This window comes from Bradyrhizobium hereditatis (assembly GCF_020329435.1).
Lineage (GTDB): Bacteria > Pseudomonadota > Alphaproteobacteria > Rhizobiales > Xanthobacteraceae > Bradyrhizobium > Bradyrhizobium hereditatis.
Genome location: NZ_JAGKJK010000006.1, coordinates 379,965 through 402,715, shown reverse-complemented (window position 1 = coordinate 402,715; position 22,751 = coordinate 379,965). Strand labels below are relative to the sequence as shown.

Here is a 22,751-nt window from a genome sequence, read left to right as displayed (position 1 = left end):
CTCCCTCAGGAGATGCCAAGCATCTTGCGGTTCATCTGGTCGTCGGTGCCCGAGCCTGCGAAATCGTCGAAGATCTTCTCCGTGACCCGAATGATATGTCTTTTGATAAATTCGGCGCCCTCGCGCGCGCCTTGCTCAGGATGCTTGAGCGCGCATTCCCATTCCATCACCGCCCAACTGCCGTAATCGTACTGCGTGAGCTTCGAGAAGATCGCGCCGAAATCTACCTGGCCATCGCCCAGTGAGCGGAAGCGGCCGGCGCGGTCGACCCAGCTTTGGAACCCGCCATAGACGCCTTGGCGGCCCGTCGGGTTGAATTCTGCGTCCTTGACGTGGAAGGCTTTAATGCGCTGGTGATAGATATCGATGTAGGCGAGATAGTCGAGCTGCTGTAACGCCAAGTGCGACGGGTCGTAGAGCAGGTTCGCGCGCGCGTGGCCATTCACTCGCTCTAGAAACATCTCGTAGGAGATGCCGTCGTGCAGATCTTCGCCTGGATGGATCTCATAAGCGAGATCAATGCCGTGCTCGTCCGCATAGTCAAGGATCGGCTGCCAGCGCCTGGCGAGCTCGTCAAAGGCGGCCTCGACGAGGCCGGCCGGACGCTGCGGCCAAGGATAGACATAGGGCCAGGCCAATGCGCCGGAGAAAGTCGCGTGCGCCGTGAGCCCGAGGCGCCCTGAGGCGCGGATTGCGCGCTTGACCTGGTCGACGGCCCACTTAGTGCGCTCCTTGGGATTGCCTCGCACTTCCGGTACGGCGAAGCCATCGAATACCGCGTCATAGGCCGGATGAACGGCGACGAGCTGACCCTGGAGATGGGTCGAGAGTTCGGTGATGGAAAGGCCGTGACCGGCTGCGATCCCCTTTACCTCATCAGCATAGTCCTGAGACTCCGAGGCCTTGTTGAGGTCAAAGAGTCGCCCATCCCAGCTGGGGATCTGAATTCCCTCGTAGCCGAGCGAGGCGGCCCATTCGCAGATCGCGTCGAGAGAGTTGAACGGCGCCGCGTCGGCGGTGAACTGCGCGAGGAATATCGCCGGTCCCTTGATCATCTTCATCAAATGCTTCTCCTCTGGACGCTCCAGCACCGCGTGCCCGCTATCCCACCAAACTCGCTTCCTCACACTTTCATCGATGGCCCGGCGATTTTCTAGATCAAAGAAGCCCAAGCACGTTTGATGGAACTTGAGTTTCTCGCCATAAACCTCCGCTCGATCAGCTTTCATCCGCCGCTTATAAGGCGCGGTACCCCACTCGCTGCCGCACTCCCTCCCAGCTATGACGAAGGCGACGACTTACAGTTCACCGCAATCTTCGATACCGCGAGCTCTCGACCTACGCGCCGCTCGGAACCTTCAGCGCGCTCTCTACCCACCCGCATCGATCCACGGAAACCCTCTAAGTCATTGGCGCATGCGACGCCTAATCCCAGCAGCCATGTCCTCACGGCTTGCTTCGTGATCGTAGGTCGCAGCCAGCCCCATCAGGAGCTTTGAGGACACAAAGGGATGCGAAACTTGGAGCGCCTCGCCCCATTTGCGATACTTCTCCGCCAAATCGCGCTCCTGGTCGCCGCCTTCGCCACGCCAATGAACACCGCGTGAATTATACGCGCCGCTATGAGCGCCATGGATTATCTCTTCGGATTGGACATCCTCCAGGACATCGCGGACTGGCTCGCATGGCCACACACCGTCCTTGCCGATGGGGGCGGCGGACAAGAGTCGGCCGATGGAGGTATCGCCGACCTTGGCGCGCCCCAGCTCTGCACAGAGGCGGCGAACAGTCGTAACCCACTTCGCCAGGTATTCTGCTTTCAGTTCGCCAAGCTCATCGTGCCCGGGAATCCGGTGCAGTGCGTCCAAAAGTTTATAGCTGCGCTCGGCCATCGATTTCACATGGTCGGGCGAAACCTGCAATTCGGGGGGATCGGTAGCCCCGTCGTTGCGCTTGTAAGTCCACGCGATCGCTCGAGCGAATTGTTCAGGATGCGCTTCGATATACCGTTCCAGATTCGGGATGCCATACGCATCATTCCTTCGCTCCCAACGCCGCGCCAATGCATCGATGTAGGCGAACTCTAACCCCGCCTTTTGATCGAGGGTCAGTGCCGCGCTGCCGTTCAGGCTCTTGAAGGCCGCTTCGACATGGTAGTGTTCCAGCATGTAATGCCCGGGCGGCTCACTGCCGCCCTGCGCCATGGCGAGCAGCAAACGATAAAGGACCTGCGCATCAAGTTTCTGCGGCTCGTACCGGACGCACGAGAAGGCGGCCCGGGGACGATCAGCCTTTAATAGGCGCTCAACAGCTTCATTGTTTTCGCTATCGGAATCGTGAATCCATTCCGGCACAACCTCGTTCCAGTATTTGGCCTGCGCTGGCTCGCTCAGCGTGTCCACCAGATTCCACGTGTTTTTGCCGAATGATGCAAGAACAAGCAATTGCACGGTAGCCTCATCCGACAGGCCCGCCGCGACGCCTTTAAGCACCCGTTCGCACTTGCTCGTGTCTCGCAGTACCCGCACGGCACCTGCGATGAGGTTCTTGTACGAATAAACGTCCTCTTTGCCTGCGAGGATGGGGTCCAGCGCAAGCCGAAGCAATTCTATGAGTTCATTTTCGCTAAGCACCTCACTTGTCGCAAGCGCTCCGACCACCCAAGATGCCTTTCCGCGCTCTGAAAGCTCCACAATCCCGGTGAGGCCGCGCTGCATAAAAATTTCACGCAATGCCTCGACTCTTTGTTCCTTGATGCGCTCCTCTCGCTTGTTGAAATCGATCTTATCGATGTCCTCGATTTCTTCGGCGGATTCTTCGACCCAGCCATCGCGGAATAGCCAAAGGTTCTTGTTCAAAAGATCACTCGGCTCCAGCGCCGCATAGGCGGCCTTGCCAGCGGCGGCGAGTCCCGTCGCTTCCTTCTTCGCCTTCGCTCGTACCGCCGCCCTCCGCGACAGCGTCGTGACACGGATCTTTTCGCGCATTGCTGCTTTTTCTGCGTCCGTGGCCTTGTTCTTCGCCCAAACCTCAATGAGCGTCCAAACGCGAGCCTGATCTTCGTCGGTTAGGTCGTGAAGCCGCTCCACAAGATCGCATAACATGTCGAGGGAATGGTCTTTCCACGTCAGCGCCATTTCAAGCATTTCGCGCATGAATTTTATGATCGGCTCCCACGTCGAGAACGCTTCACCGAATCCGTACCCGTCGGAGCGCCAGCGCGGCTTGTGACTGTAATGCCCTATCTGGTGATGTACGCCGAACTGAGCGACGCAAATCTTCCACGCAACGTCAGGGCACCTCTTGGCAAGACTTTTCATGAGGTCTACGCGCTGCTGATGGTTAGCCGCAGTCTGCGGCATCCATGCGCGAAAGATGGACTCCAATGAATTGATCGGCTTATTGACCCAGTTGTCGTTGATCTCAATTTGGGCAAGCCGGGCCAGAATGAAAGCCGCACGCGGCAACGTCGCGGGATTCCACGAAAGCCCCTCCAAAGCCCACAACAAGCCGGTGCGGCTCGGATGACGCCCAAAAACACTGCTGTCTACCGGGCGCAGAAGGCCGAGCACCGCAGGTTCGTTGGACTTGAGGTCTCTTTCTAGGATCGAAAGGAATTCATCGGGGGCCGCTTCCGCATAAGTCGGAAGATCGCGGTCGTTGGCCTCCAGAATCCTTGTGTTCAACGGGGTCGGCAACAAGTCCCGTACGACGCGGATCGCCTCAATCTCAGTATCAATGCCAAGGCGACCTGAGAACAAATGCTTGCCGTGCACCGCGAGCAGCACCAACGTCTCTGAAATGCCCTCACGGAAGGCTGATGAAAATTTTCGCGTCTTGCCGTGGATCGCCGCAGCCCAGCGCTGACCTTCGTCTAGGTCGAGCGCAGGGTCATCTTCACCTAGAACCATGCGTGCCATCGAGAAATAGCGCTTCAGATCATCGGCGGTGACCACGCCTGCGATGGCGTACAGCAAATCGATTTTTGAGATCACGCCCGTGAAATCGCCGATCGACCAGATCGGCGCGTCATTCAACTGTGCTAATTTTTGACATTCTTCCTCCAGCTCGTCGTAAGTATGTCCCCTCGACAGCAGCGAAAGCGCCAATTTGTCCGTTTCGTTCTTGCTGTTCCAGGCGCCGACGAACAAGAACGGCACGAGGCTTGCCGCTGTCTCATGATTGTCTGCCCATGCCGGCGTGCGCACGGCCGGCACCGTGGAAAGCTGGCGTCGCAGCACGGTAAGGGAGCGGCCGGTGGCGGTCGACAAGCGCGCAATGTCGTCGCGATCCTTGCCCATCTCTGCGAGGGCCTTGTCGAAAGCCTCATAATTGACGGGCTCCAGGACGATGTCTGGTTCTTTGGTCGTGGCGTTGCGCGGGTAGACGACGATGGAATGCATCGACGTTGCATAAGGCCCGAGTTCGCGCTCGACCTCCCGCGTAAATACCACCGGAATGAAGCTCTGCGCGCCCGCAGCCAGGCGCGGCAGGACGCCGGGCTTGTCGAAGACCAGCACGCGGTCGCGGTACGATATCAGTTCCTCGCCACCGCGTTCGCCGAGCAGTTGCGCGAGGAAAGCGAGCGCTTCCTCGGTCGAATCTGCCGCGATCATGATTGGGGCTTCGGATGGCTTGGACAAACGTGCGAGCATGACCCGCTTGGCGGCTTCGATGGCGGGCGCGAATAATGCACCCGTCAGCGGTGGCTTGGAGACGTCGGCCCAATCTGCCCAACATTTATCGAGCGAGCGCACATGCTGCGCTGGAATGTCCGTTTCGTTGGCAAACCATGCCTGACCGGACAATGATTGTTCGAGCCATTGCTCAAGATCGCTCGCATCGTACGCGCGAACATCCTTCCAGAGCCTCTTTGCCTGCATGGCCGACACCCATGTGGCCTTGCCGAGCCAGCGCCGCGGTGTGACGAACACGAACGTCGTCTCGGCCCGCTCTTTTTTGCCGTGCGCCTTAACGCTTTTCTCGAAATCGCCCTCGGCCTTCGTCTTGGGATCTTCGTTCACACCGAATTCCCAGCCTGAGCGCCCGGCGGGCACCCATGGCGTTCCCTCACCCGCCTCCACAAAACCGTCCCAGCCGGGCCGTTCCGCGTCGTCATTGCCCGGGAAATCGACCTTAGTAATCCCCCTGCCGGTGGAATGGACCAGCGTACGCAAGAAAACCGCGAGGCGGCTGCGTGCGGGGATGTTGTGGGAAACCCAGCCTTCAATGTTGTTGGCTTTGATCCTCAGAAACGGCGGCACATAAGCCATGGCATTGGCCGGCGCATCCTTTTGATTGGCCTGCGCGGCATCGTATTCCGCCTGCATGTCGAGAAGCTCTTTGCGTGTGAATTTCTTGAATGCTTTCTCCAGCCGCGCTGCCATGTCAGCGGACAGCGCGGCGTTGCCGTTGAGCAGGTTCGATAAAGCCGGTCGCCCTACCCCCATGATCTGGGCGGCCTTGGTGACCGACATTCCGTGCGGAATAACCTCAGTTTTGATGCGGGTTCCGGGGTGCGGAACTTCATTCGATTCAGACATGGTAGGCTCCCAGGAACTGGTGGCAGCAAGCCGAATCGTTCGCTTGAGCCGAGTGTAGCTCGTAGCGCTACACAATACAATGGCGAAGGAAAGCTAGCCCTTCCCTGGCATGCAGCAATTGCGCGCGCCTATGGCTCGCATTCGCTGCGACGTGCACGGCGTCTTTTGACCTACATCGAGGAGCAGGGCTCCATCGTTTGCCAGCTTGACGGTGCCGGTCGGCGGATCGTGACGCTAGTCGAACTGGCCACTGATCGGATGCCGGTGCGAGACAAGCCGCAGTCTGGCCTTGCGTCGCGGATCGCAAGGCCGGTCCACTCAACGGGGGGCCGATCACTCAACGTCATCACCTACGCGAGCCAGCGTTTGCGCCGCTTGTAGTGCTTCACATCGCGGAATGATTTTCGTTTCTCGCCGGCGACGCCGAGATAGAATTCCTTGACGTCCTCATTTGCGGCGAGCGCCCTCGCCTCGCCGTCCATCACCACTCGGCCATTTTCCAGGATGTATCCGTAGTTTGCGTATTTGAGTGCCATATTGGTGTTCTGCTCGGCGAGAAGAAACGAGACGCCTTCCTTGACATTCAGATCCTTCACGATCTCGAAGATCTCTTCGACGATCTGCGGCGCGAGGCCCATCGAAGGCTCGTCGAGCAGGATCATCTTCGGACGCGACATCAGCGCACGGCCGATCACACACATTTGCTGTTCGCCGCCGGACGTGTAGCCGGCGGTCGAACTACACCGTTCCGCGAGACGGGGAAAATAGGCATAGACTCGCTCCAGGTCCTGCGCGATCGCGGCCTTGCCGTCCGTCCGCGTAAAGGCGCCGGTCAGGAGATTCTCTTCGACCGTAAGGTGAGCGAAGCAACGCCGTCCCTCCATCACCTGAATGCAGCCGCGCCGCACCACTTCGTTTGGCGACAGGGACTGCACTTCGACGCCGTCGAACAGGATCGAGCCCTTGGTGACCTCGCCGCGCTCTGCATGCAGCAGGTTGGAGACAGCCTTCAGCGTCGTTGTCTTGCCCGCACCATTGGCACCGAGCAGCGCGACAATACCGCCTCGCGGCACGTCCAACGATACACCTTTCAATACGAGGATGACGTGATCGTAGACAACCTCGATATTGTTGACCACCAGAAACAGCGCTGCCGCTTCTGTCGCCGTGGGGGCGTTAAGGTTTGACACGCTGCTCCCTCCAGACGGTTTCGGCTCTCGCTAGATCCGGGAGGAGCGAACGCTTCTCCCGGATCGCTGAGATGAGTTCAACTCTCTTTCGAGCAGTCGCGCGGTTGAATCTTTTTGTCCGCGGCATACTTCGCCGAAACTTCCTCGACGAGTGGTTCAGTGTCGGATTGGTTGGCCGTGTACCAGTCGGAGATGACCTTCCAGCCCTTGCCGTCCCACTGCTGTACGCGCCCGTCCCGCGCCCCCTCGTGATCTGAGCAGGAAATCTTGATCGGCTTCAACATGCCTTCGAAGCCGAGTTCCTTGAGACGTGCTTCAGAGAGGTTGAGGTTCTCAAGGCCCCAACGGACCTGCTCGCCTGTCAGCGGCTTCTTGCCGAACTTTTCCTGCGCCTTCCGAATCCCCTCTACGCCGAGCATGGCGTTCACCATGCCGCGGTTGTAGAGAACCTCGCCGACCTTGTCGGGCTCCGACGCCCCCTTGCCCTTTGCATAGACGTATTTCTCGATGTCGGCATGCACGGGGAATTTGCCTGCACCATGCTGAAGCATCAGCGCCTTGTAGCCGACGGCTTGATCGCCTGCCGGCTGTACATCCGGCTCTGCGCCCGACCACCAAACACCGATCATCTTGTCGCGCGGAAAGGCAACGGCCGCCGCTTCCTTGACTGCCGTGCCGTTCATGACGCCCCAGCCCCAGACCAAGACATAGTCCGGCCGGTTCTGGCGGATTGACAGCCATTGCGACTTCTGTTCGACACCGGGATGCGTGACCGGGATCGGCGTGAACTCAAAGCCGTACTTCTTGGCCAGCACCTGCAGCATCGGGATCGGCTCCTTGCCGTATGGGCTGTCGTGATAGAGCAGCGAAATCTTCTTACCCTTCAGCTTGTCGGCGCCGCCCACCTCCTTGGCGACGTGCTGGATCGCGATATCGGCCGCGGACCAATACGTGCCGAGCAGCGGGAAATTGTACGCGAACACCGCTCCGTTCTTGGAATCGGCACGGCCATAGCCCATCGTGATAATCGGGATCTTGTCGGTTGCGGTCTTTTCGGTGAGGGCGAACGTAATGCCGGTCGACAGTGGATTGATGAAGGCTGCGCCGGTCGGGCCCTTGCCCTTGAGACGCTCGTAACACTCAACGCCCTTGTCGGTGGCGTATCCGGTTTCGCATTCCTCGACCAGGAGCTTGACGCCGTTGATGCCGCCATCGCGCTCGTTGATAAGGTTGTAATAGTCGGCCACGCCGTTTGCGTACGGTACGCCATTCACGGCGTATGCGCCCGTCCGGTAGGATAGTATCGGGACGAATTGCTCGTTCTGCGCTGCAGCAGGAGAGGCAAACGCCCCGCCTGAAAGTATGGCTGCGGCCAGCATCAGTTTGTTGCGTAGCATGGTTGATGTCCTCCTCTGTGAGCCCCTCTTTTGCAGTGCCGGGGGCTTTGCTTCTTCACTCCTTCTACCAACGGCCGTCACCCGCATTGCGATCTCGGCCCGATCGCTTCAGTAAGGAAACGGCCAAAGTCTGAGTTTCTCCTTGCCAATCGAAATAAGCCGGGCAAACCCATGTGGCTCCTTGATGAGAAGATAGCAGATCAACGATCCAAAGATGATGAACTCCAGATGCGTAATCGTCTCCGTCGACAGCGGCACACCGAGTTGGGTTGGAATCAGGTTCAGCATGATCGGCAGAATGAGGATGAAGGCCGCACCGACGAATGAGCCCATGATCGATCCAAGGCCGCCGATAATCACCATAAAAAGAAGCTGCAGCGAGCGGTCGATCGAGAAGGCGAGCGGCTCCCACGAGCCCAGGTAGACGAACGCCCAGAGTGCGCCCGCCACGCCGATGATAAATGAAGAGACCGCAAACGCCGTGAGCTTTGCGTAGAGTGGCCGGATGCCGATCAGCTCGGCGGCGATGTCCATGTCGCGGATTGCCATCCATTGTCTGCCGAGATTGCCGCGAACGAGGTTCTTCGCCAGAACCGCGAACACCGTTACGAAGATCAGGCACAGCAGATAGCGCTCAATCGGCGTGCCTACGTGCAGACCGAAGAAGTTCAGTGCCGGTGCATTGACCGACCCTGAGGGCGCGTAATTGGTGAACCACGGCACTCGCAGGAATACCCAGTCGAAAAAGAACTGTGCCGCGAGCGTTGCGACCGCGAGATAGAGGCCCTTGATCCGCAGGCTGGGAATACCGAAGAGGATTCCGGCAATCGCTGCCATGAGCCCGCCGAGCAAAATGGATGTCGGCACGGGCAGCGGCGGGATCGAAATCGCAAAGCCAAGCCAGGCAAGCGGAATATGAACTCCGGTCCCAAACTTGTAGGCAGAGTAGGCGCCGATGGCCATGAACGCGCCGCTGCCGAGCGTGATCTGGCCGCAATAACCGACGAGAATGTTTACGCCGATTGCGGCGAGCGCGAGGATCAGGAAGGGCAGCAGAATGGCGCGAAGCAGATAGTCGCTGCCGAACGGCCAAATGTCGAAGTCGGCCAGGAGCGGCACGCCAATGAAGGCAATACCGAGCAAGATGGCGAGCGCAATACGGTCCTGGCGGATCGGGAAGATCGCCATGTCCTCCGCGTAGGTCGTCTTGAATTGGCCTGCCTCACGATAAAGCACAAGGAACTCCTCGTCGTCAGATTCGCTCGATGATCCGCTCGCCGAACAGCCCCTGCGGCCGTACGAGCAGCACCGCCAGCGCCAGCACATAAGCGAACCAATATTCGATACCGCCACCAATATGAGACCCCAGGAACACCTCGGCTATCTTCTCGCCCGCACCCACAATAAGCCCGCCGACGATGGCTCCTGGCACCGAAGTAAGGCCCCCAATGATCAGAACAGGCAATGCCTTCAGCGCGAGAAAGGTGATGGAGAACTGTACGCCCAGCTTGGTACCCCACACGGTCGCCGCAACCAGCGCGACGAGACCGGCGGCAAGCCAGACCACGAACCAGATCCAGCTGATTGGAATCCCGACCGACTGCGCGGCCAAGTGGTCGTCGGCGACCGCCCTGAGTGCGCGGCCGGTCTTGGTTTGCTGGAAGAAGATCGCGAGACTCGCGACCAGAATGCCGGCGATAACGGCGCCCCAGACATCCAGTTTGTTGACCAGAATTCCACCCGGAAAATGACTTTCGAACAGGAGCCAGACGTCGGTCGGGAACAGTCGCAACGGGTAAACATCGGAACCGAAGATCATCTGCGCTGCCCCCTCGAGGACGAATGTCACGCCGATGGTGGACATGAACAGCGTGAGGGCGCCCTGATTGACAAGCGGTCCGACCACGAACCGCTGTATCAGCCAAGCTGTTATCGCCATGATCGCGGCAGCGAAGCCAATGCCAAGAATGACCGCTGTCCAAGGCGAAAAGCCCCTGGCTACCAGCAGGTCGAGCGAGCGAACCAGCGCAAGCCCGGCAAGCAACACCATCGCGCCTTGGGCAAAATTGAACACACCGGATGCTTTGAAGATCAACACGAAGCCGAGCGCGACCAGCGAATACAGCACGCCGGACATCAATCCGCCGATCAGCACTTCGAGAACTTGACCCAATGCGATCACGCAATGCTCCCTGGATCATGATGCGATTACAAGTAATCGCATCATGATCTCATCTCGTTGTTTGAGCATGATCTTTTCGGAAAACCGGTTTCCACTCTTCCGGATCATGCTCTAGTGCGCGACGCCAAGATAGGCGTCTATCACGCCCTGATTCTTTTTGACCTCATCCGGCGTGCCATCGGCGATCTTCACGCCATGATCGAGCACCACCACGCGATGGGAGAGATCCATCACCACAGCCATGTCGTGCTCGATCAGCGCAATCGTCGTGCCGTAGTGAAGGTTCACGTCGATGATGAAGCGCGACATGTCCTCCTTCTCCTCGAGGTTCATGCCTGCCATCGGCTCGTCGAGGAGAAGAAGATCGGGCTCCATCGCAAGGGCGCGGCCAAGTTCGACGCGTTTCTGAAGGCCGTATGGCAAACGCGCAACCGGTACCTTGCGGATTGCATCAATCTCCAGAAAATCAATAATCTCCTCGACCCGGTGCCGATGCTCGATCTCCTCCGCCAGCGCAGGGCCGTAGCGCAGCATCTGCCACAGAAGGCCCCGGCGCATCTTCAACGTGCGGCCAGCCATAATATTGTCGAGCGCGCTCATTCCCTTGAACAGTGCGACGTTCTGAAAGGTTCGCGCGATACCGCCCCGGGCCGCCTCGAACGGCTGCATCTCGGCGCGGGTCCTTCCCTTGAAGGTGATGGCGCCGTGATTGGGATGATAAAAGCCGTTGATGACGTTGAGCATCGAAGTCTTTCCGGCGCCGTTCGGTCCGATGATGGCGCGAATTTCGCCTTTCCTGATGTCAAACGAAACGTTCCTCAGCGCTTTCACGCCGCCAAACGCCAGCGATACCCCCTCGACCTGAAGCAGGATTTCGCCGGTATCCGGCATCCTCATGCGGCTCTCCCCAGAGCTTGCGTCGCACCAATTGTTGGCACGTCGCGGATCTTGACCCGCGCCGCGATCACGCCCTTGCGACCATCCTCAAAAGTGACCTCGGTGGAAATGTCGACTTCACGAGAACCGTCGTAGAGCGCCGTGATCAGTGGCGCATAGCGCTCGGCGATGAACCCGCGGCGAACTTTCTGCGTGCGGGTCAATTCGCCATCATCTGCGTCGAGTTCCTTGTGCAGAATGAGAAAGCGGCGAATCTGCGCGCCCCGCAGCATCTTTTCCTCCGCAAGGGAACGGTTCACCTCGGCAACATCTTTCGCCACCATGTCATAGACGAGCGGATGCCCCGCCAGCTCCTGATAGGAACCGTAAGCGATGTTGTTGCGTTCGGCCCAGTTCGCCACAGCGACCGGGTCGATATTAAGAAAGGCGCAAACGAAATCCCTGCCATCGCCGTAAACGACCGCTTCCTTGATGTTGGGAAAAAACTTCAACTTGTTCTCAAGATATTTCGGCGCAAACATCGTGCCGTCAGCTAGCCGACCGACATCCTTCGCGCGATCGATGATCTTCAGGTGTCCGGTCTTCTCGTCGAAGAAGCCGGCGTCGCCGGTCTTGACGTAGCCGTCGGACGTCATGGCTTCCGCAGATTTCGCCTGATCCTTGAAGTATCCGACGAACATGCCCGGTGAGCGGAACTGCACCTCGCCCGTTTCCGCGATGCGGATGTCGACGTTCGGTGCAGCCGGGCCGACCGTATCGGAGTAGATCTCACCGTCAGGCTGGCAGGTAACGTAAAGGAACGCTTCGGTCTGACCGTACAGTTGCTTCAGGTTTAGTCCGATCGAGCGATAGAACGCGAACAGATCCGGACCGATAGCCTCGCCTGCAGTATAGGCGACTCGCACGCGAGACAGGCCAAGGACGTTCTTGAGCGGCTCGTAGACCATCAAACGTCCGACCGCATAGAGCAGCCGACCAGACAGCGGCACCGACTTTCCGGTCAAGATCTGTTCGCCATACCGCCGCGCAATGCCAAGGAAGTAGTTGAACATGCGCCGCTTGATGGCTGCGGCGTCCTCCATGCGGATCATCACCCGCGTCAGCATGGCTTCGAAACCACGCGGCGGGGCGAAATAGAAGGTTGGCCCGATCTCGCGCCGATCCTGTTCGATCGTCTCACTGCTCTCCGGACACGCCATGCAGAATCCAGCGACAATGCCCTGTGCATAGTTGAGGTAATGATCACCAACCCAGGCGAGCGGCAGGTAGGCGAGCGCCACGTCCTTGTCGGTCAGCCTGTCAAACCTGACGGTGTCAGTCGCAGCGTCGATGCAGCCTCGCGCCGACAGCATGACGCCCTTCGACGCGCCGGTTGTTCCCGAGGTGTAGAGGATGATCGAGATGTCAGAACCTTCACCCTGCCGGATGAACTCGTCGATCTGCCTGCCGAGCGCCGCGCTGGCGGTCAGCGCGGCGCGGCCGTCTTCAATGACATCGCGGATTGCGATTAATCGGTCGTGGTCGTAGTCATCGAGGCCACGCGGCTCGTCATAGACGACCTTGTGGAGATGCGGCACCCGGTCGGATATAGAAAAGACCTTGTCGACCTGCTCCTGATCTTGCGCCGCAACAAACTTCACGTCGGCGTGAGCGAGGACATGAGCAAGCTCGTCGGCCACTGCGTCCGAATAGACCGGAACGGGAATCGCGCGCAGCACTTGCGCTGCCATCAGCGTCCAATAGAGCTTCGGCCGGTTGGAACCAACGATGGCGATCGTGTCTCCTGGCTGTAATCCAAGTCGATGCAAGCCCGCAGCGTAAGCGCGCACGATCTCTGCCACCTGGGCCCAGGTCCACGTCTGCCAGATGCCGAGATCCTTATGCCGAAACGCAGGACGGCTGCTAAACTGCGCGGCATTTCGCGCCAGCAGCTTGGGGAACGTGTCGAACGATCCGCCAACGGCCATGTCGGTCTCGATCTAAAAATCGGCACGTTGGTTCGCGCCTGCTTATTGTGACGCTGCGCCCTTCGGGAAGCAGCCATACAGATTCCGCATGCGTCCGTTACATTACAACGGATCGAGGGTCCTACAAGTGCCGGCGTGACCGACCCAGGCCCATTGGTGGGGTATCAATTGGTAGAAATGAGCAAGCGGGCGAGGGACGGTAGCGTAGCTTCGCGCTACTTGCAGTAGCAGGTCTTCGAGCATGCAGACCGTAACTCAGCTAGAGGCCGATATACCCACGCGCCTTGATCGCAATTGCGGCCGCACTGCGGGACCGCCCGAATCCGATTCAGCAGGTAACGTGAAAAAGGCCGATCTTCTTCGCGCGCGAGCTGTTGAACGTATGGATCGCCTCAGGGGTCGGCTGCAACACGACCACGCAACCCTTTTTCGCAAAATACGCCTCTGCTTCCGGCGACAGATGCACATTGCCCATCTGGCCCGAGCCAAGGATTAGCTGCTCGCATCCATCCTCAAAGACGAATTTCGCTTCGTCCTTCGAGAGGACATGCGAGGTGCCGTAGTACTTCTTCGACAACTTCTTCTTCCGCTTTGCCACTTCGCCGGACAGACGGACGATCACGTCGTGTTCATAAGTTTTTCCGTCAATCGTGATGGTGCCGAATGTAGTGCGTTCGATCTCCATGGCTGACCTCCTCATGATCCCCGCACAAGACCCCAACTCCGCGTCGGCAGACGAGCCAGGCATCGATGTCAGGGCAGCCCGCGTCGCTCGCCGGCTTGCGGGCCTCCTGTTTTGCGAACCTTGGACCCGGCGGTGCCGTTAGCCGGCAATTCGCTCCTGCCGTCTACCCGACGATCTGGAACGCGTCAGCCGCACGCAACACCGTGCCGTCCTCCCAGTGGCGTCCGACCAGCATCATGCCAACCGGAAGCCCTGCCGACATGCCTGCCGGAACCGTGGCGGCAGGATGGCCAGTAACGTCGAACGGGCACGTGTTGGAAATCATCTCGAGTGCTCGCGCAACGTAGTCCTCGCGGCTCGCATTCGGGGCCGGGAGTAGCGTGGCTTTCAACGGTAACGTAGGCATGAGCAGAAGATCGACTTGTTTAAGTTGCTCGTCGTAGGCGGCGCGTAGAACGCGCGCGAGGTTTTGGGCCTTGGCGTAATAGCGGCCCTGGTAATTGTCCTGCATGTACTGGCCGAGCAGGACGACGAGCTTGACGGTCTCCGAAAGATCGTTGGCGCGCACCCGTCGGCTCCGGCCGTAGAAGTCCAAAAGCGAAGTTGTGTAGTGCCCTTTCCAGTTGGTACCCATGCTGTTGCCCGCGACCATCAACGCGGTGGCGCCCTCGACGGCAATAGCGTTCCAGATGTGGATGCCGTCACGGTGCAGGGGGATCGATACCTCGCTCACAGTCCCTCCTGCTCGCGTCAAGCGCTGTGCCGCCTCGCGTACCATGGCATCGACATCGGGCTCGGAATTGGGCCAGCCAAACCCCTCCTTGACGATCCCGATCTTTAGGCCGCGGGCGTCTCCGGTGAGTTGCTTGGTATAGGCTTCCGTACGCAGTCCCGCTGGTTGGCGTGGGTCGAGGCCATCGGGTCCGGCGAGCACCTCGAGAAGCCGGGCGGCATCGCCGGCGGTACGGGCAATGGGTCCGGTATGATCGAGCGTTAATTCAATCGGAAAGACACCTGTGTATGGCACAAGTCCGTGCGTGGGCTTGTGGCCAACCGCTCCGCAGAAAGAGCTGGGAATTCGGATCGACCCTCCCTGGTCGCCGCCGATGGCCATGTCGCACTCGCCGGCGGCGACGAGCGCCGCGCTGCCGCTGGAGGAGCCTCCGGCAGATCGCTTCGGATCGTGCGGATTGAGCACGGGCCCAGTGTCGGAGGTATGGCTGCCGCCCGAGAAGCAAAGATGCTCACACACGGCCTTGCCGACGATCTCCCCACCGGCATCGAGGATGCGGGTCACAATGGTCGCGTCCACGTCAGGGACGTAACCCTCCAACACGTTGGAGCCGTTCATCATGGGAATCCCGGCGACGCACACATTGTCTTTGATCGCGATTTTCTTGCCCGCGAGAGGCCCCGACGCTGCGCCTTTAACCGAGCACCTCCAGTACCAAGCGTTGAGCCGATTATCTGAGGCGGGTGGACGGAATCCCGCGTCCCGCGGGTACTTCACCGCCAATGTCGGCTCCGCGAACTGGTCCAGGCGACGGTATGACGCAAGCACACCGTCCATGAGGTTGCGGAACGACATCAAATCGTCGCGGCTGAGATCCAAATTGTAAGATCTGGCGATGCGCCCCAATTCAGGCAGCGGCGGCTTGCGCAGAATCCGCGGAGCCGTCACCGTCGGCGGTGGCGCTTGCATGCCCGACTCGGCGGCCGCACGAGCGGAAGTTGTCGTTGCGGCGACAACGGTTGCCGCCACACCAGCCGTGCCGGCATGAAGGAAGCGGCGACGCGAATAGTTTGGCGATGCTCTCATGGCATATCCTCCCTCGACCAACGGGTTGACTCCTCGATCCACCACTCGTCCTAAGGCGTCGGGGACGGTTTGGTGGTCGGTGGCCGCGACGGTCAAGCGGAGGCCACCGCCGCGGCCGGCGTGCCAAGCTGCAAAGTCATAACGAGCCCTTGCGTCCGGACAGCGCTGAGGCGCAGCAGTCGCATGAGGTCGGAACGTGAGGCGTGGGGCCGAGCAGATCGGCGGCTAAGGCCTCTACCAGATGCCTCCGGCATCCTCGCGCGGACTGCGGAGCGACGCGCGGTCCAGCAGGCAGATTATCGCGCAGCCACCGGCGATCTTCAAGAGCTTGCAGCTTTCACGGCTTGCGTTCGTCAGGCCACGTCGGGGACGATGTCGAAGCCGCAGCGGAAGTCGGCATCGAATGGCTCCGTCGCAAGATGAGGCCGGCGGCGCTAGCCGAGAGGTCGGCTTTGTCTGAAATGGAAGCCGTTCGGAGTGAACCGGCGTGCCACGGCGCGCGCCTTGTCCTCGCATGTCTCGAGCGCGATCTTCTGGGCGAGCATGACATCTCCGATCGGAAGCGCGCCGATCGGCATGAAACACAGCCCCTCCTGCAGGCGACCTCTTTCGTCGATCTCGCAGACGTTCACCGAGGCCCCGGCGTGGATTCTGTACCGCTTTCCGCTGTCGCTTCCGACGACTTCGAAGTAGCCCCTCTTGGCGAACTGCTCCCGCTGCGCGGGCGATAGCCATCTCCGCAGAAGCCGCAGCGACCGGCCTTCTGGCGTGCTCTCGGCGCCGTGCGTGATGAAGAGACTGCGCGCCGCTCTCACCCGGGAGCGGCCGCCCGGCGGCAACCGCCGAAAACCGAACATGGTGACTACCCGCCGACCAATCTGGGGAAAAAGAGGGTTTCTTCCGCAGTGGGGTCGAACGATCGGATCTGCGAGACCTGATCGGGGCCTCGCCTGACCGCGGCGGTGAAGCCAGCCTTCGTCAATTCATAGAACCGCTGCTCCGCCTTCGCCACTTCCCGTACGTCGTGGGGGTTGAAAGAGTGACGGCTGTCGCCGGTGCGGTTCATCACGATCTGGATCGCCATGATCTTCCTCCTCGGATGGATGATAGCCAAGGACCCACCAGTATCTGACCGACCTGACGGATTTTCAAGAGAAGAACATTCCGATTGGAAGACGCCGGAGCCAGACGATGGAGCTACCAACATCCGCAAGGTCGCTAGCAAGCACTGGGCTCAATGGGCTCGGGGACCGAAAACCGTTGCGCTATATCATTCAACTTCTTCAGAAATTTAACCGCCAAGGCGGCGACATCTGCTTCGCAATCGACGGGGCGCGTCCCCTCGCCTGCTTCGCCGGTATCTGGACCAACTGGATGTCGGCACGGAAACTGAAAGAAGGTAAAACTATCAGCGATCTGTTCGCGTTGCTCTGAGAGGACACGGCTGAGCGTCCCGTCGAGGCTCGTCCAAATCACTCGGCGCGACTAAGGTCGTGAATGACCGGCCGAAGGTCACTTGAGGTTAGCTCCAAAGTAGCCAACGTGATAGGCAGCTTGAAACGCCGTGGCCCGGCACTTCCAGGATTTAGAAAGAGTACACCGTCAATCGTTTCGATCCGCGGTCGATGCGAGTGGCCGGAAACGACGACATCAATTCCGCAAGCTGCTGGATCGATCTGCAGTTGCTGAAGGTCGTGCAAGACATAGAAGGACCGATCGCCGAGCCTTACCGTCAGAGTATCGGGATAGTGTTCCGCCCAGGCGCCGGCATCGATGTTTCCTCTGATGGCAGTGACAGGCGCGATCCGACGGAGCCTGACGAGGACCTCCGCCCGACCGATGTCACCAGCGTGAATAATGTGCGCCACCCCGGCAAGTTCCTGCTCAGCCTCGGGCCGCAGGAGCCCGTGGGTATCCGAGATGATGCCAATCCTCAGCACTGCGCGGCAGTATCCTTCGATGCGCGGCGGGTCTGACCGCCTTGATACCGCGTAACATGGCAGGCGTCCAACAGTCGCCGTCCGTCACGACACGCGAAATGGCCATGCGACTTGCACCCTGCGTCAAGTCAACGGGCGTGGCCGAAGTCGAGGCATTCCGCAACACGAGAACGAGCAGGCAGCTTATCCGAAATGCGGCTCTGCGAAGAAGCCGTCCTTTCGTGATGTCGCCATCATCGTTCCCGGCTGATGAGCCTCCCGAGATTTCCAGAACTACCCCGCGAGAAACGGCGGCCATCGTGCACATGCAACGCTCCTGCTTCGTTGAGCACGCGCACGATGCGGTCCGGTTGTCGCAGAACTTTGCCGACCGCTACCGGAGATTGTCGCGATCTGTCTCAAGGATGCTGCATTGCATAGTTCGCGACAGGTTGGGCCATCTTTACCTGACGCCGGCTCCCGTCAGCTGCTCTTCAATCACCTTGCGTTCAATGCGGGTTCCCAATTGAATCAAATCCTGGTGGCCATGCACGCGGCCGATACATTCTGTTACACTTTTCCGATGGGTTGGGTGGCGGACTTCAGTATGATGCGGAACGGAGCAATCGGATGGACTCAGCACCGCACATCGCCGTCGTGGACGATCATCGTGACATCCGCGACCTGGTCGGCAAATACTTGATGCAGCATGGCTACCGCATCAGCCTTGCGGAGAGTGCTGTCGCACTGCGCCGTTTGCTCGAGCGAAGTGCTCCGGACCTGGTGGTTCTCGACATCATGATACCAGGCGAGGACGGATTGTCCCTCTGCCGCCATCTGCGCAGCACCACGGATCTTCCTGTTATCCTGCTGACTGCCATGGCGGAGGAGACCGATCGCATCGTCGGTCTGGAAGTGGGCGCAGATGACTACGTGACCAAGCCATTCAATCCCCGCGAACTCCTCGCCCGCATCAAGGCGGTGCTTCGACGAGTGCAAAGCCTGCCGCCGCAGAAGGGCCGGCTCGCGAGCAAGATTGTACGTTTTGATCGGTGGACCTTTGACGTCAATCGGCGCGAGTTGCTGGGAGACGACGGCGTTGCTGTGCCGCTCAGCACGGCGGAGTTCCGTCTCTTGTGCGCATTTCTCGATCACCCGGGCCTGGTACTCAGCCGCAATCAGCTCCTTGACCTCACCGTCGGCCGAGATGCCGATCCGTTCGACCGGAGCATCGACAATCAGGTCAGCCGCTTGCGGAAGAAGATCGAGGCCGATCCGAAAGTACCTACCTTGATCAAGACGCACTGGGGTGGTGGATACAGCCTCGTCGCAGAGGTTGGGCAGCCATGATGAGCTTGTGGACGCGCAGTCTTGCAGCCCGCTTCATCTGCTTCACGCTGCTGTCCCTCGCGCTGTCGCAAGCAGTCGTGTTCTTCATTTCCTGGGATGAGCACGGGCAGGCGATCCGGAAGGCCGCCAAGGGCGAGATATTCAGCCGGTGTGCATCGCTCGCCCGGGTCCTGGAAGCGACCCCTCAGTCGCTGCAGACCGACATCCTCAATGCCAGCAACACCAGTTCGGCGAGATATTGGATATCGACGAACGGCCTGAAGGACGCCTCGGCGTGGCGAGAGGAGGCATGGGAGCGCCTGGCGCAGCCATTGCCGCGCGTATCCTTTCCCGGCCACAATGTGCCCGCCGAGGTGAGACCGGACTTCACCCGAAACACAGCCAAGAGCAGCAGCGCCACCTCCTCACAGTGGATCGACCTGAAACCGGAAGCCTGGCCGCTTTCCCGGCCGGCGAAGTTTCTTTATCTCGATGACACCACTGGCATGGGTCTGGCCGTTCAGTTGGCGAACGGGGCGTGGTTGAACACCGCATTTGCCAAACCCGCGCAGGACGGCTTTTGGACCTCCAAATCCACTCTGGCGCTCGGCCTTTCGGCGCTGTCGTTGTCCATTATTGCCGTGTTTGCCGCACGCGGCATTGCGCGACCCTTGCGCCGCCTCGCCGTAGCGGCCGAGGCCCTTGGCCGTGGCCAGGAGATCGTGCCGCTGCCGGAAACCGGCCCCGACGATATCCGACGCACCGCCGAGGCATTCAATCGCATGCAAGCGCGCCTGCACCGTTTCGTCGACGACCGCACCAAGATGCTCGCCGCGATCGGTCATGATCTGCGCACACCTCTGACCTCGCTCCGTTTGCGTGCCGAATTCGTGCGCGACGAGGAAGTCCGCGAAAAAATGCTTTCTACCATTACCGAAATCCAGACAATGACAGAGGCTACCCTCGCTTTCGCCCGCCAAGATTCAACCGTGGAGAATACCCGCGCCGTGGACCTCACGGCTCTCGTGGAAAGTCTCTGCGACGATCTCGCCGAACTCGGTCATGACGTCTCGTTCTCGAACGGACAGAAGATCGGCTACAGCTGCCGGCCAGATGCACTCCGCCGCGCGTGCCGAAACCTCGTCGAGAATGCCATCCGTTATGGCGAGCGGGCGCGCGTCAGCGTGGAGAGGCGCGCAGATACTATCGAAATCATCGTCTCGGATGATGGACCCGGTATTCCCGACAACGCCCGCGAGCAGGTTTTTACGCCATTTTTCCGGATGGAGAATTCGCGAAATCGCGAAACGGGAGGCGTCGGTCTCGGCCTTTCCATTGCGCGGAGCATTGTCCGCCACCACGGCGGAGACATAGTTTTGACCAACAAGCCGAAGGGACTGCACGCGGTCATCAGCCTGCCGGCGCAGGAAGGCGCACCCCCTCCCGTCGGCCGACCGATCACGGCCGCAGCAGCGAAGGATGTTATCAACGCTCTCGAACCGGCCCCGCGCAGCATCTCCGCTTGAGGGCGCGCTGCGCCTCGGCGCGATCTGGTGCAGCGCCACCTTCATCTGACCCGTATACGAGCCGGCAACCGAAAATCCGTAAACGGCACAATCGTAGTGTCAGCTTGCCAAGTGCGGGTGTCCACTTCGCTCGAAATCGCTATACTGGCCTATCGGAGCCGTGCAACGGACCGCGGTCACAGCAGCACGTCAAATCCGCTTGCTCCCTCAATCGGCTCGCCCACTGTGATCGTAGGCTCGGCGCAATGTCGATTTCGCGTCTCCTCATCATCTTCGGCTTGTCGCTCGTTGCGCTTGGACTGCTATGGCCAGTGATCAACAAGGTCGGCTTGGGCCGCTTGCCCGGCGACTTTGTTATCGAGCGCGACAACTTCCGCGTTTATATTCCGCTCGCAACATCGCTGCTGGTCAGCGTGATTCTTTCCCTGATCCTTTGGCTCGCGAACCGTTAGCCGTCGGCGCCTTCTTGCTCTGGGTGGATGGCGCTCGGCAGCGTTCGCGGCCGTCCTGCCGGCAGCATCATCGTCTGCGCCGTGAGGAGCCACGGCATCCACATTAATCGTGTGGCCTGCACCCAAAACGTGAAAGGGTTAGCCGCCTCGAACGAGGACCCGAACGCTTCGAAGGACGGCGTTGCCCGCAGGTTGATTGATATCTGCTCCCAATCACCATTCGGCGATTGCCGGCGAATGATGTCGATGTCGAGGCCGGCCAGACGAGCGCTTGCTCTTGTAGTATCGATATCGCCGTCTGAACTGTACATCCGCTCAGGCATCCGCCTCTACCTCCGTACACCGATTCATGCCGCGCCGCACCGGCCGCGAACCGGCCTTCAATTATCGCCCATTATTCCCGGCAATGAAAGCTCGGAGACTTACTGCACGACCGGAACCCGCACTCCTTGAAGCGCGCGAGGATGGCCTTAACAGGTTCAAGGCGGAGCAAAATGGCTTACAAAGGACCGCTAGGTCATGGATCCAATCAGACCAACAACGGGGAGGAGGAAACCAATGCGAGCATCATCGAGCTTCGGGTTGCGCGCGGGCTTGGCCGCGTTCGCCCTTCTGCTGGCGGTGCCGGCTTCGCTGGCGCAGCAACCACTCAAGGTCGGCATCGTTACGTTCCTGTCCGGTCCGGCCGCCGGTCCGTTCGGTGTCCCGGCGCGCAACGCCGCCGAGCTGACGGCGGAGTTGCTCAACGCGGGCACCGTGCCCGCACCCTATTCGCAGAAGGGCTTCGGTGGGACACCCATCGAACTCGTCATCATCGATGAGGCGGGCGGCCCTCAGAAGCAGGTGGCCGAGTATCGCAATCTCGTGCCAAGGGTCGACATCGTGATCGGCTACATCTCGAGCGGCGATTGCCTGGCGATTGCACCCGTTGCCGAGGAGCAGAAGAAGCTCACCGTCCTTTTCGACTGCGGCACGCCGCGCATCTTCGAGGACGCGAGCTATAAATATGTGTTCCGCACCGGTCCAACCGGCACGATGGATAACGTGTCCGTCGCGCTCTATCTGGTGGAACGCAATCCCAACGTAAAATCGATTGCCGGCCTCAATCAGAACTATGCCTGGGGTCAGGACTCCTGGGCGGACTTCGAGAACGCCATGAAGACTCTCAAGCCTGGCATCGAGGTGAAGACCTCGCAGATGCCGAAGCTTTTTGCGGGCCAGTTCGGCGCCGAAATCACCACGCTTCTCGGTAGCGGGGCGGAGGTGATCCATTCCAGCATGTGGGGCGGCGATCTGGAGGGCCTCGTGCTGCAGGGCGCACCGCGTGGCCTGTTCGAGAAGCACAAGGTGGTGCTGTCGGCCGGCGAACCGGCCATCAACAGGCTGGGCACGCGGATTCCGGACGGAACCATCCTGGGGGCGCGTGGTCCGTTTGGGCCGTTCGCACCGGACACTGATCTGGCGCGCTGGCTGAAGACCACCTACCAAGACCGCTACCACATCCCGCCGAACTATGCGTCCTTCAAGATGACGCAGGCAATCCTCGGCGTGAAGGCGGCCTACGAGAAGGCCAAGGGCAGCAGCAATGAGGCACCTGACCAGGACAAGATCATCGCAGCATTCGAGAACCTAACCTTCGAAGGCCCCGGTGGGCCGGTGAAGATGGCGCTCGGCAAGGGCCACCAGGCGATCATGGACGCCGCCGTCGGCACGACCAAGGTCGAGGCTGGTGAACTCAAGATCGTCGATATCGCACGCTATTCCGCGGACAAGGTGAACCCACCCGACGGCGTGAAAAGCGAAGTCTGGATCAAGTCTGGCCTCAAGAAATAACAATCAGGGACG

General features: G+C 60.0%; 18 protein-coding genes and 2 pseudogenes. 6 read left to right on the top strand and 14 right to left on the bottom strand.

Annotated elements, in window-relative coordinates:
• Positions 1-5: 5 nt before the first annotated feature.
• Positions 6-1,061, bottom strand: coding sequence for a sugar phosphate isomerase/epimerase family protein (locus J6524_RS17060; RefSeq protein ID WP_225672505.1), 1,056 nt, complete (start codon positions 1,059-1,061; stop codon positions 6-8).
• A gap of 345 nt (positions 1,062-1,406) precedes the next feature.
• Complete coding sequence (locus J6524_RS17055; protein WP_225672504.1) at positions 1,407-5,543, bottom strand: HigA family addiction module antitoxin; 4,137 nt, start codon at positions 5,541-5,543, stop codon at positions 1,407-1,409.
• A 102-nt stretch (positions 5,544-5,645) separates the two neighbouring features.
• Between J6524_RS17055 and J6524_RS37965 the strand changes: the two are divergent.
• Positions 5,646-5,807, top strand: a pseudogene (locus J6524_RS37965) (ATP-binding protein); the annotation flags it as partial.
• A gap of 86 nt (positions 5,808-5,893) precedes the next feature.
• Here the strand turns inward: J6524_RS37965 and J6524_RS17050 are convergent.
• The 10 genes from J6524_RS17050 to J6524_RS17005 all read right to left on the bottom strand — a co-directional run bounded on the left by J6524_RS17050 (position 5,894) and on the right by J6524_RS17005 (position 16,764).
• Positions 5,894-6,733, bottom strand: a complete 840-nt coding sequence (locus J6524_RS17050) for an ABC transporter ATP-binding protein (protein ID WP_225672501.1) — start codon at positions 6,731-6,733, stop codon at positions 5,894-5,896.
• A gap of 77 nt (positions 6,734-6,810) precedes the next feature.
• Positions 6,811-8,130, bottom strand: coding sequence for an ABC transporter substrate-binding protein (locus J6524_RS17045; RefSeq protein ID WP_225672499.1), 1,320 nt, complete (start codon positions 8,128-8,130; stop codon positions 6,811-6,813).
• Between the two features lie 108 nt (positions 8,131-8,238).
• The gene (locus tag J6524_RS17040; protein WP_225672497.1) at positions 8,239-9,366 is read right to left on the bottom strand and encodes a branched-chain amino acid ABC transporter permease; all 1,128 of its coding nucleotides are present in this window, start codon (positions 9,364-9,366) and stop codon (positions 8,239-8,241) included.
• A gap of 16 nt (positions 9,367-9,382) precedes the next feature.
• Entirely contained in the window at positions 9,383-10,267 is an 885-nt protein-coding gene (locus tag J6524_RS17035) for a branched-chain amino acid ABC transporter permease (RefSeq protein WP_225672592.1), read from the bottom strand.
• Positions 10,268-10,423: 156 nt separating this feature from the next.
• Positions 10,424-11,209, bottom strand: a complete 786-nt coding sequence (locus J6524_RS17030; protein WP_225672495.1) for an ABC transporter ATP-binding protein — start codon at positions 11,207-11,209, stop codon at positions 10,424-10,426.
• Positions 11,206-13,176, bottom strand: a complete 1,971-nt coding sequence (locus tag J6524_RS17025) for an AMP-binding protein (protein ID WP_225672493.1) — start codon at positions 13,174-13,176, stop codon at positions 11,206-11,208. The genes J6524_RS17030 and J6524_RS17025 overlap by 4 nt, the downstream gene beginning before the upstream one ends.
• A gap of 328 nt (positions 13,177-13,504) precedes the next feature.
• On the bottom strand, positions 13,505-13,861 hold the full coding sequence (locus J6524_RS17020; RefSeq protein ID WP_225672491.1) for an Mth938-like domain-containing protein: 357 nt from the start codon (positions 13,859-13,861) through the stop codon (positions 13,505-13,507).
• A gap of 163 nt (positions 13,862-14,024) precedes the next feature.
• Entirely contained in the window at positions 14,025-15,563 is a 1,539-nt protein-coding gene (locus J6524_RS17015) for an amidase (RefSeq protein WP_376712034.1), read from the bottom strand.
• A gap of 551 nt (positions 15,564-16,114) precedes the next feature.
• A complete protein-coding gene (locus tag J6524_RS17010) occupies positions 16,115-16,537 on the bottom strand; it encodes a hypothetical protein (protein WP_225672487.1) in 423 nt (140 codons plus the stop codon).
• Positions 16,538-16,542: 5 nt separating this feature from the next.
• Entirely contained in the window at positions 16,543-16,764 is a 222-nt protein-coding gene (locus J6524_RS17005; protein ID WP_225672485.1) for a hypothetical protein, read from the bottom strand.
• A 97-nt stretch (positions 16,765-16,861) separates the two neighbouring features.
• Between J6524_RS17005 and J6524_RS17000 the strand changes: the two are divergent.
• Positions 16,862-17,111, top strand: a pseudogene (locus J6524_RS17000) (SOS response-associated peptidase); the annotation flags it as partial.
• Between the two features lie 41 nt (positions 17,112-17,152).
• On the opposite strand, the gene J6524_RS16995 reads toward J6524_RS17000, so the two are convergent.
• Entirely contained in the window at positions 17,153-17,620 is a 468-nt protein-coding gene (locus J6524_RS16995) for a metallophosphoesterase family protein (RefSeq protein WP_225672483.1), read from the bottom strand.
• Positions 17,621-18,229: 609 nt separating this feature from the next.
• Between J6524_RS16995 and J6524_RS16990 the strand changes: the two genes are divergently transcribed.
• From J6524_RS16990 to J6524_RS16980, 3 genes are all read left to right on the top strand, one after another.
• On the top strand, positions 18,230-18,949 hold the full coding sequence (locus J6524_RS16990; RefSeq protein ID WP_225672481.1) for a response regulator: 720 nt from the start codon (positions 18,230-18,232) through the stop codon (positions 18,947-18,949).
• A gap of 341 nt (positions 18,950-19,290) precedes the next feature.
• On the top strand, positions 19,291-20,454 hold the full coding sequence (locus tag J6524_RS16985) for an ATP-binding protein (RefSeq protein WP_225672479.1): 1,164 nt from the start codon (positions 19,291-19,293) through the stop codon (positions 20,452-20,454).
• A 245-nt stretch (positions 20,455-20,699) separates the two neighbouring features.
• Complete coding sequence (locus J6524_RS16980; RefSeq protein WP_249789481.1) at positions 20,700-20,906, top strand: DUF2905 domain-containing protein; 207 nt, start codon at positions 20,700-20,702, stop codon at positions 20,904-20,906.
• On the opposite strand, the gene J6524_RS16975 is transcribed toward J6524_RS16980, so the two are convergent.
• Positions 20,903-21,229: a hypothetical protein gene (locus J6524_RS16975; protein ID WP_225672477.1), complete on the bottom strand. Its 327-nt coding sequence runs from the start codon at positions 21,227-21,229 to the stop codon at positions 20,903-20,905. The two genes, J6524_RS16980 and J6524_RS16975, sit on opposite strands and share 4 nt — an antisense overlap.
• A gap of 235 nt (positions 21,230-21,464) precedes the next feature.
• On the opposite strand from J6524_RS16975, the gene J6524_RS16970 reads away from it, so the two are divergent.
• Positions 21,465-22,739: an ABC transporter substrate-binding protein gene (locus J6524_RS16970; protein ID WP_225672475.1), complete on the top strand. Its 1,275-nt coding sequence runs from the start codon at positions 21,465-21,467 to the stop codon at positions 22,737-22,739.
• Positions 22,740-22,751 lie beyond the last annotated feature (12 nt).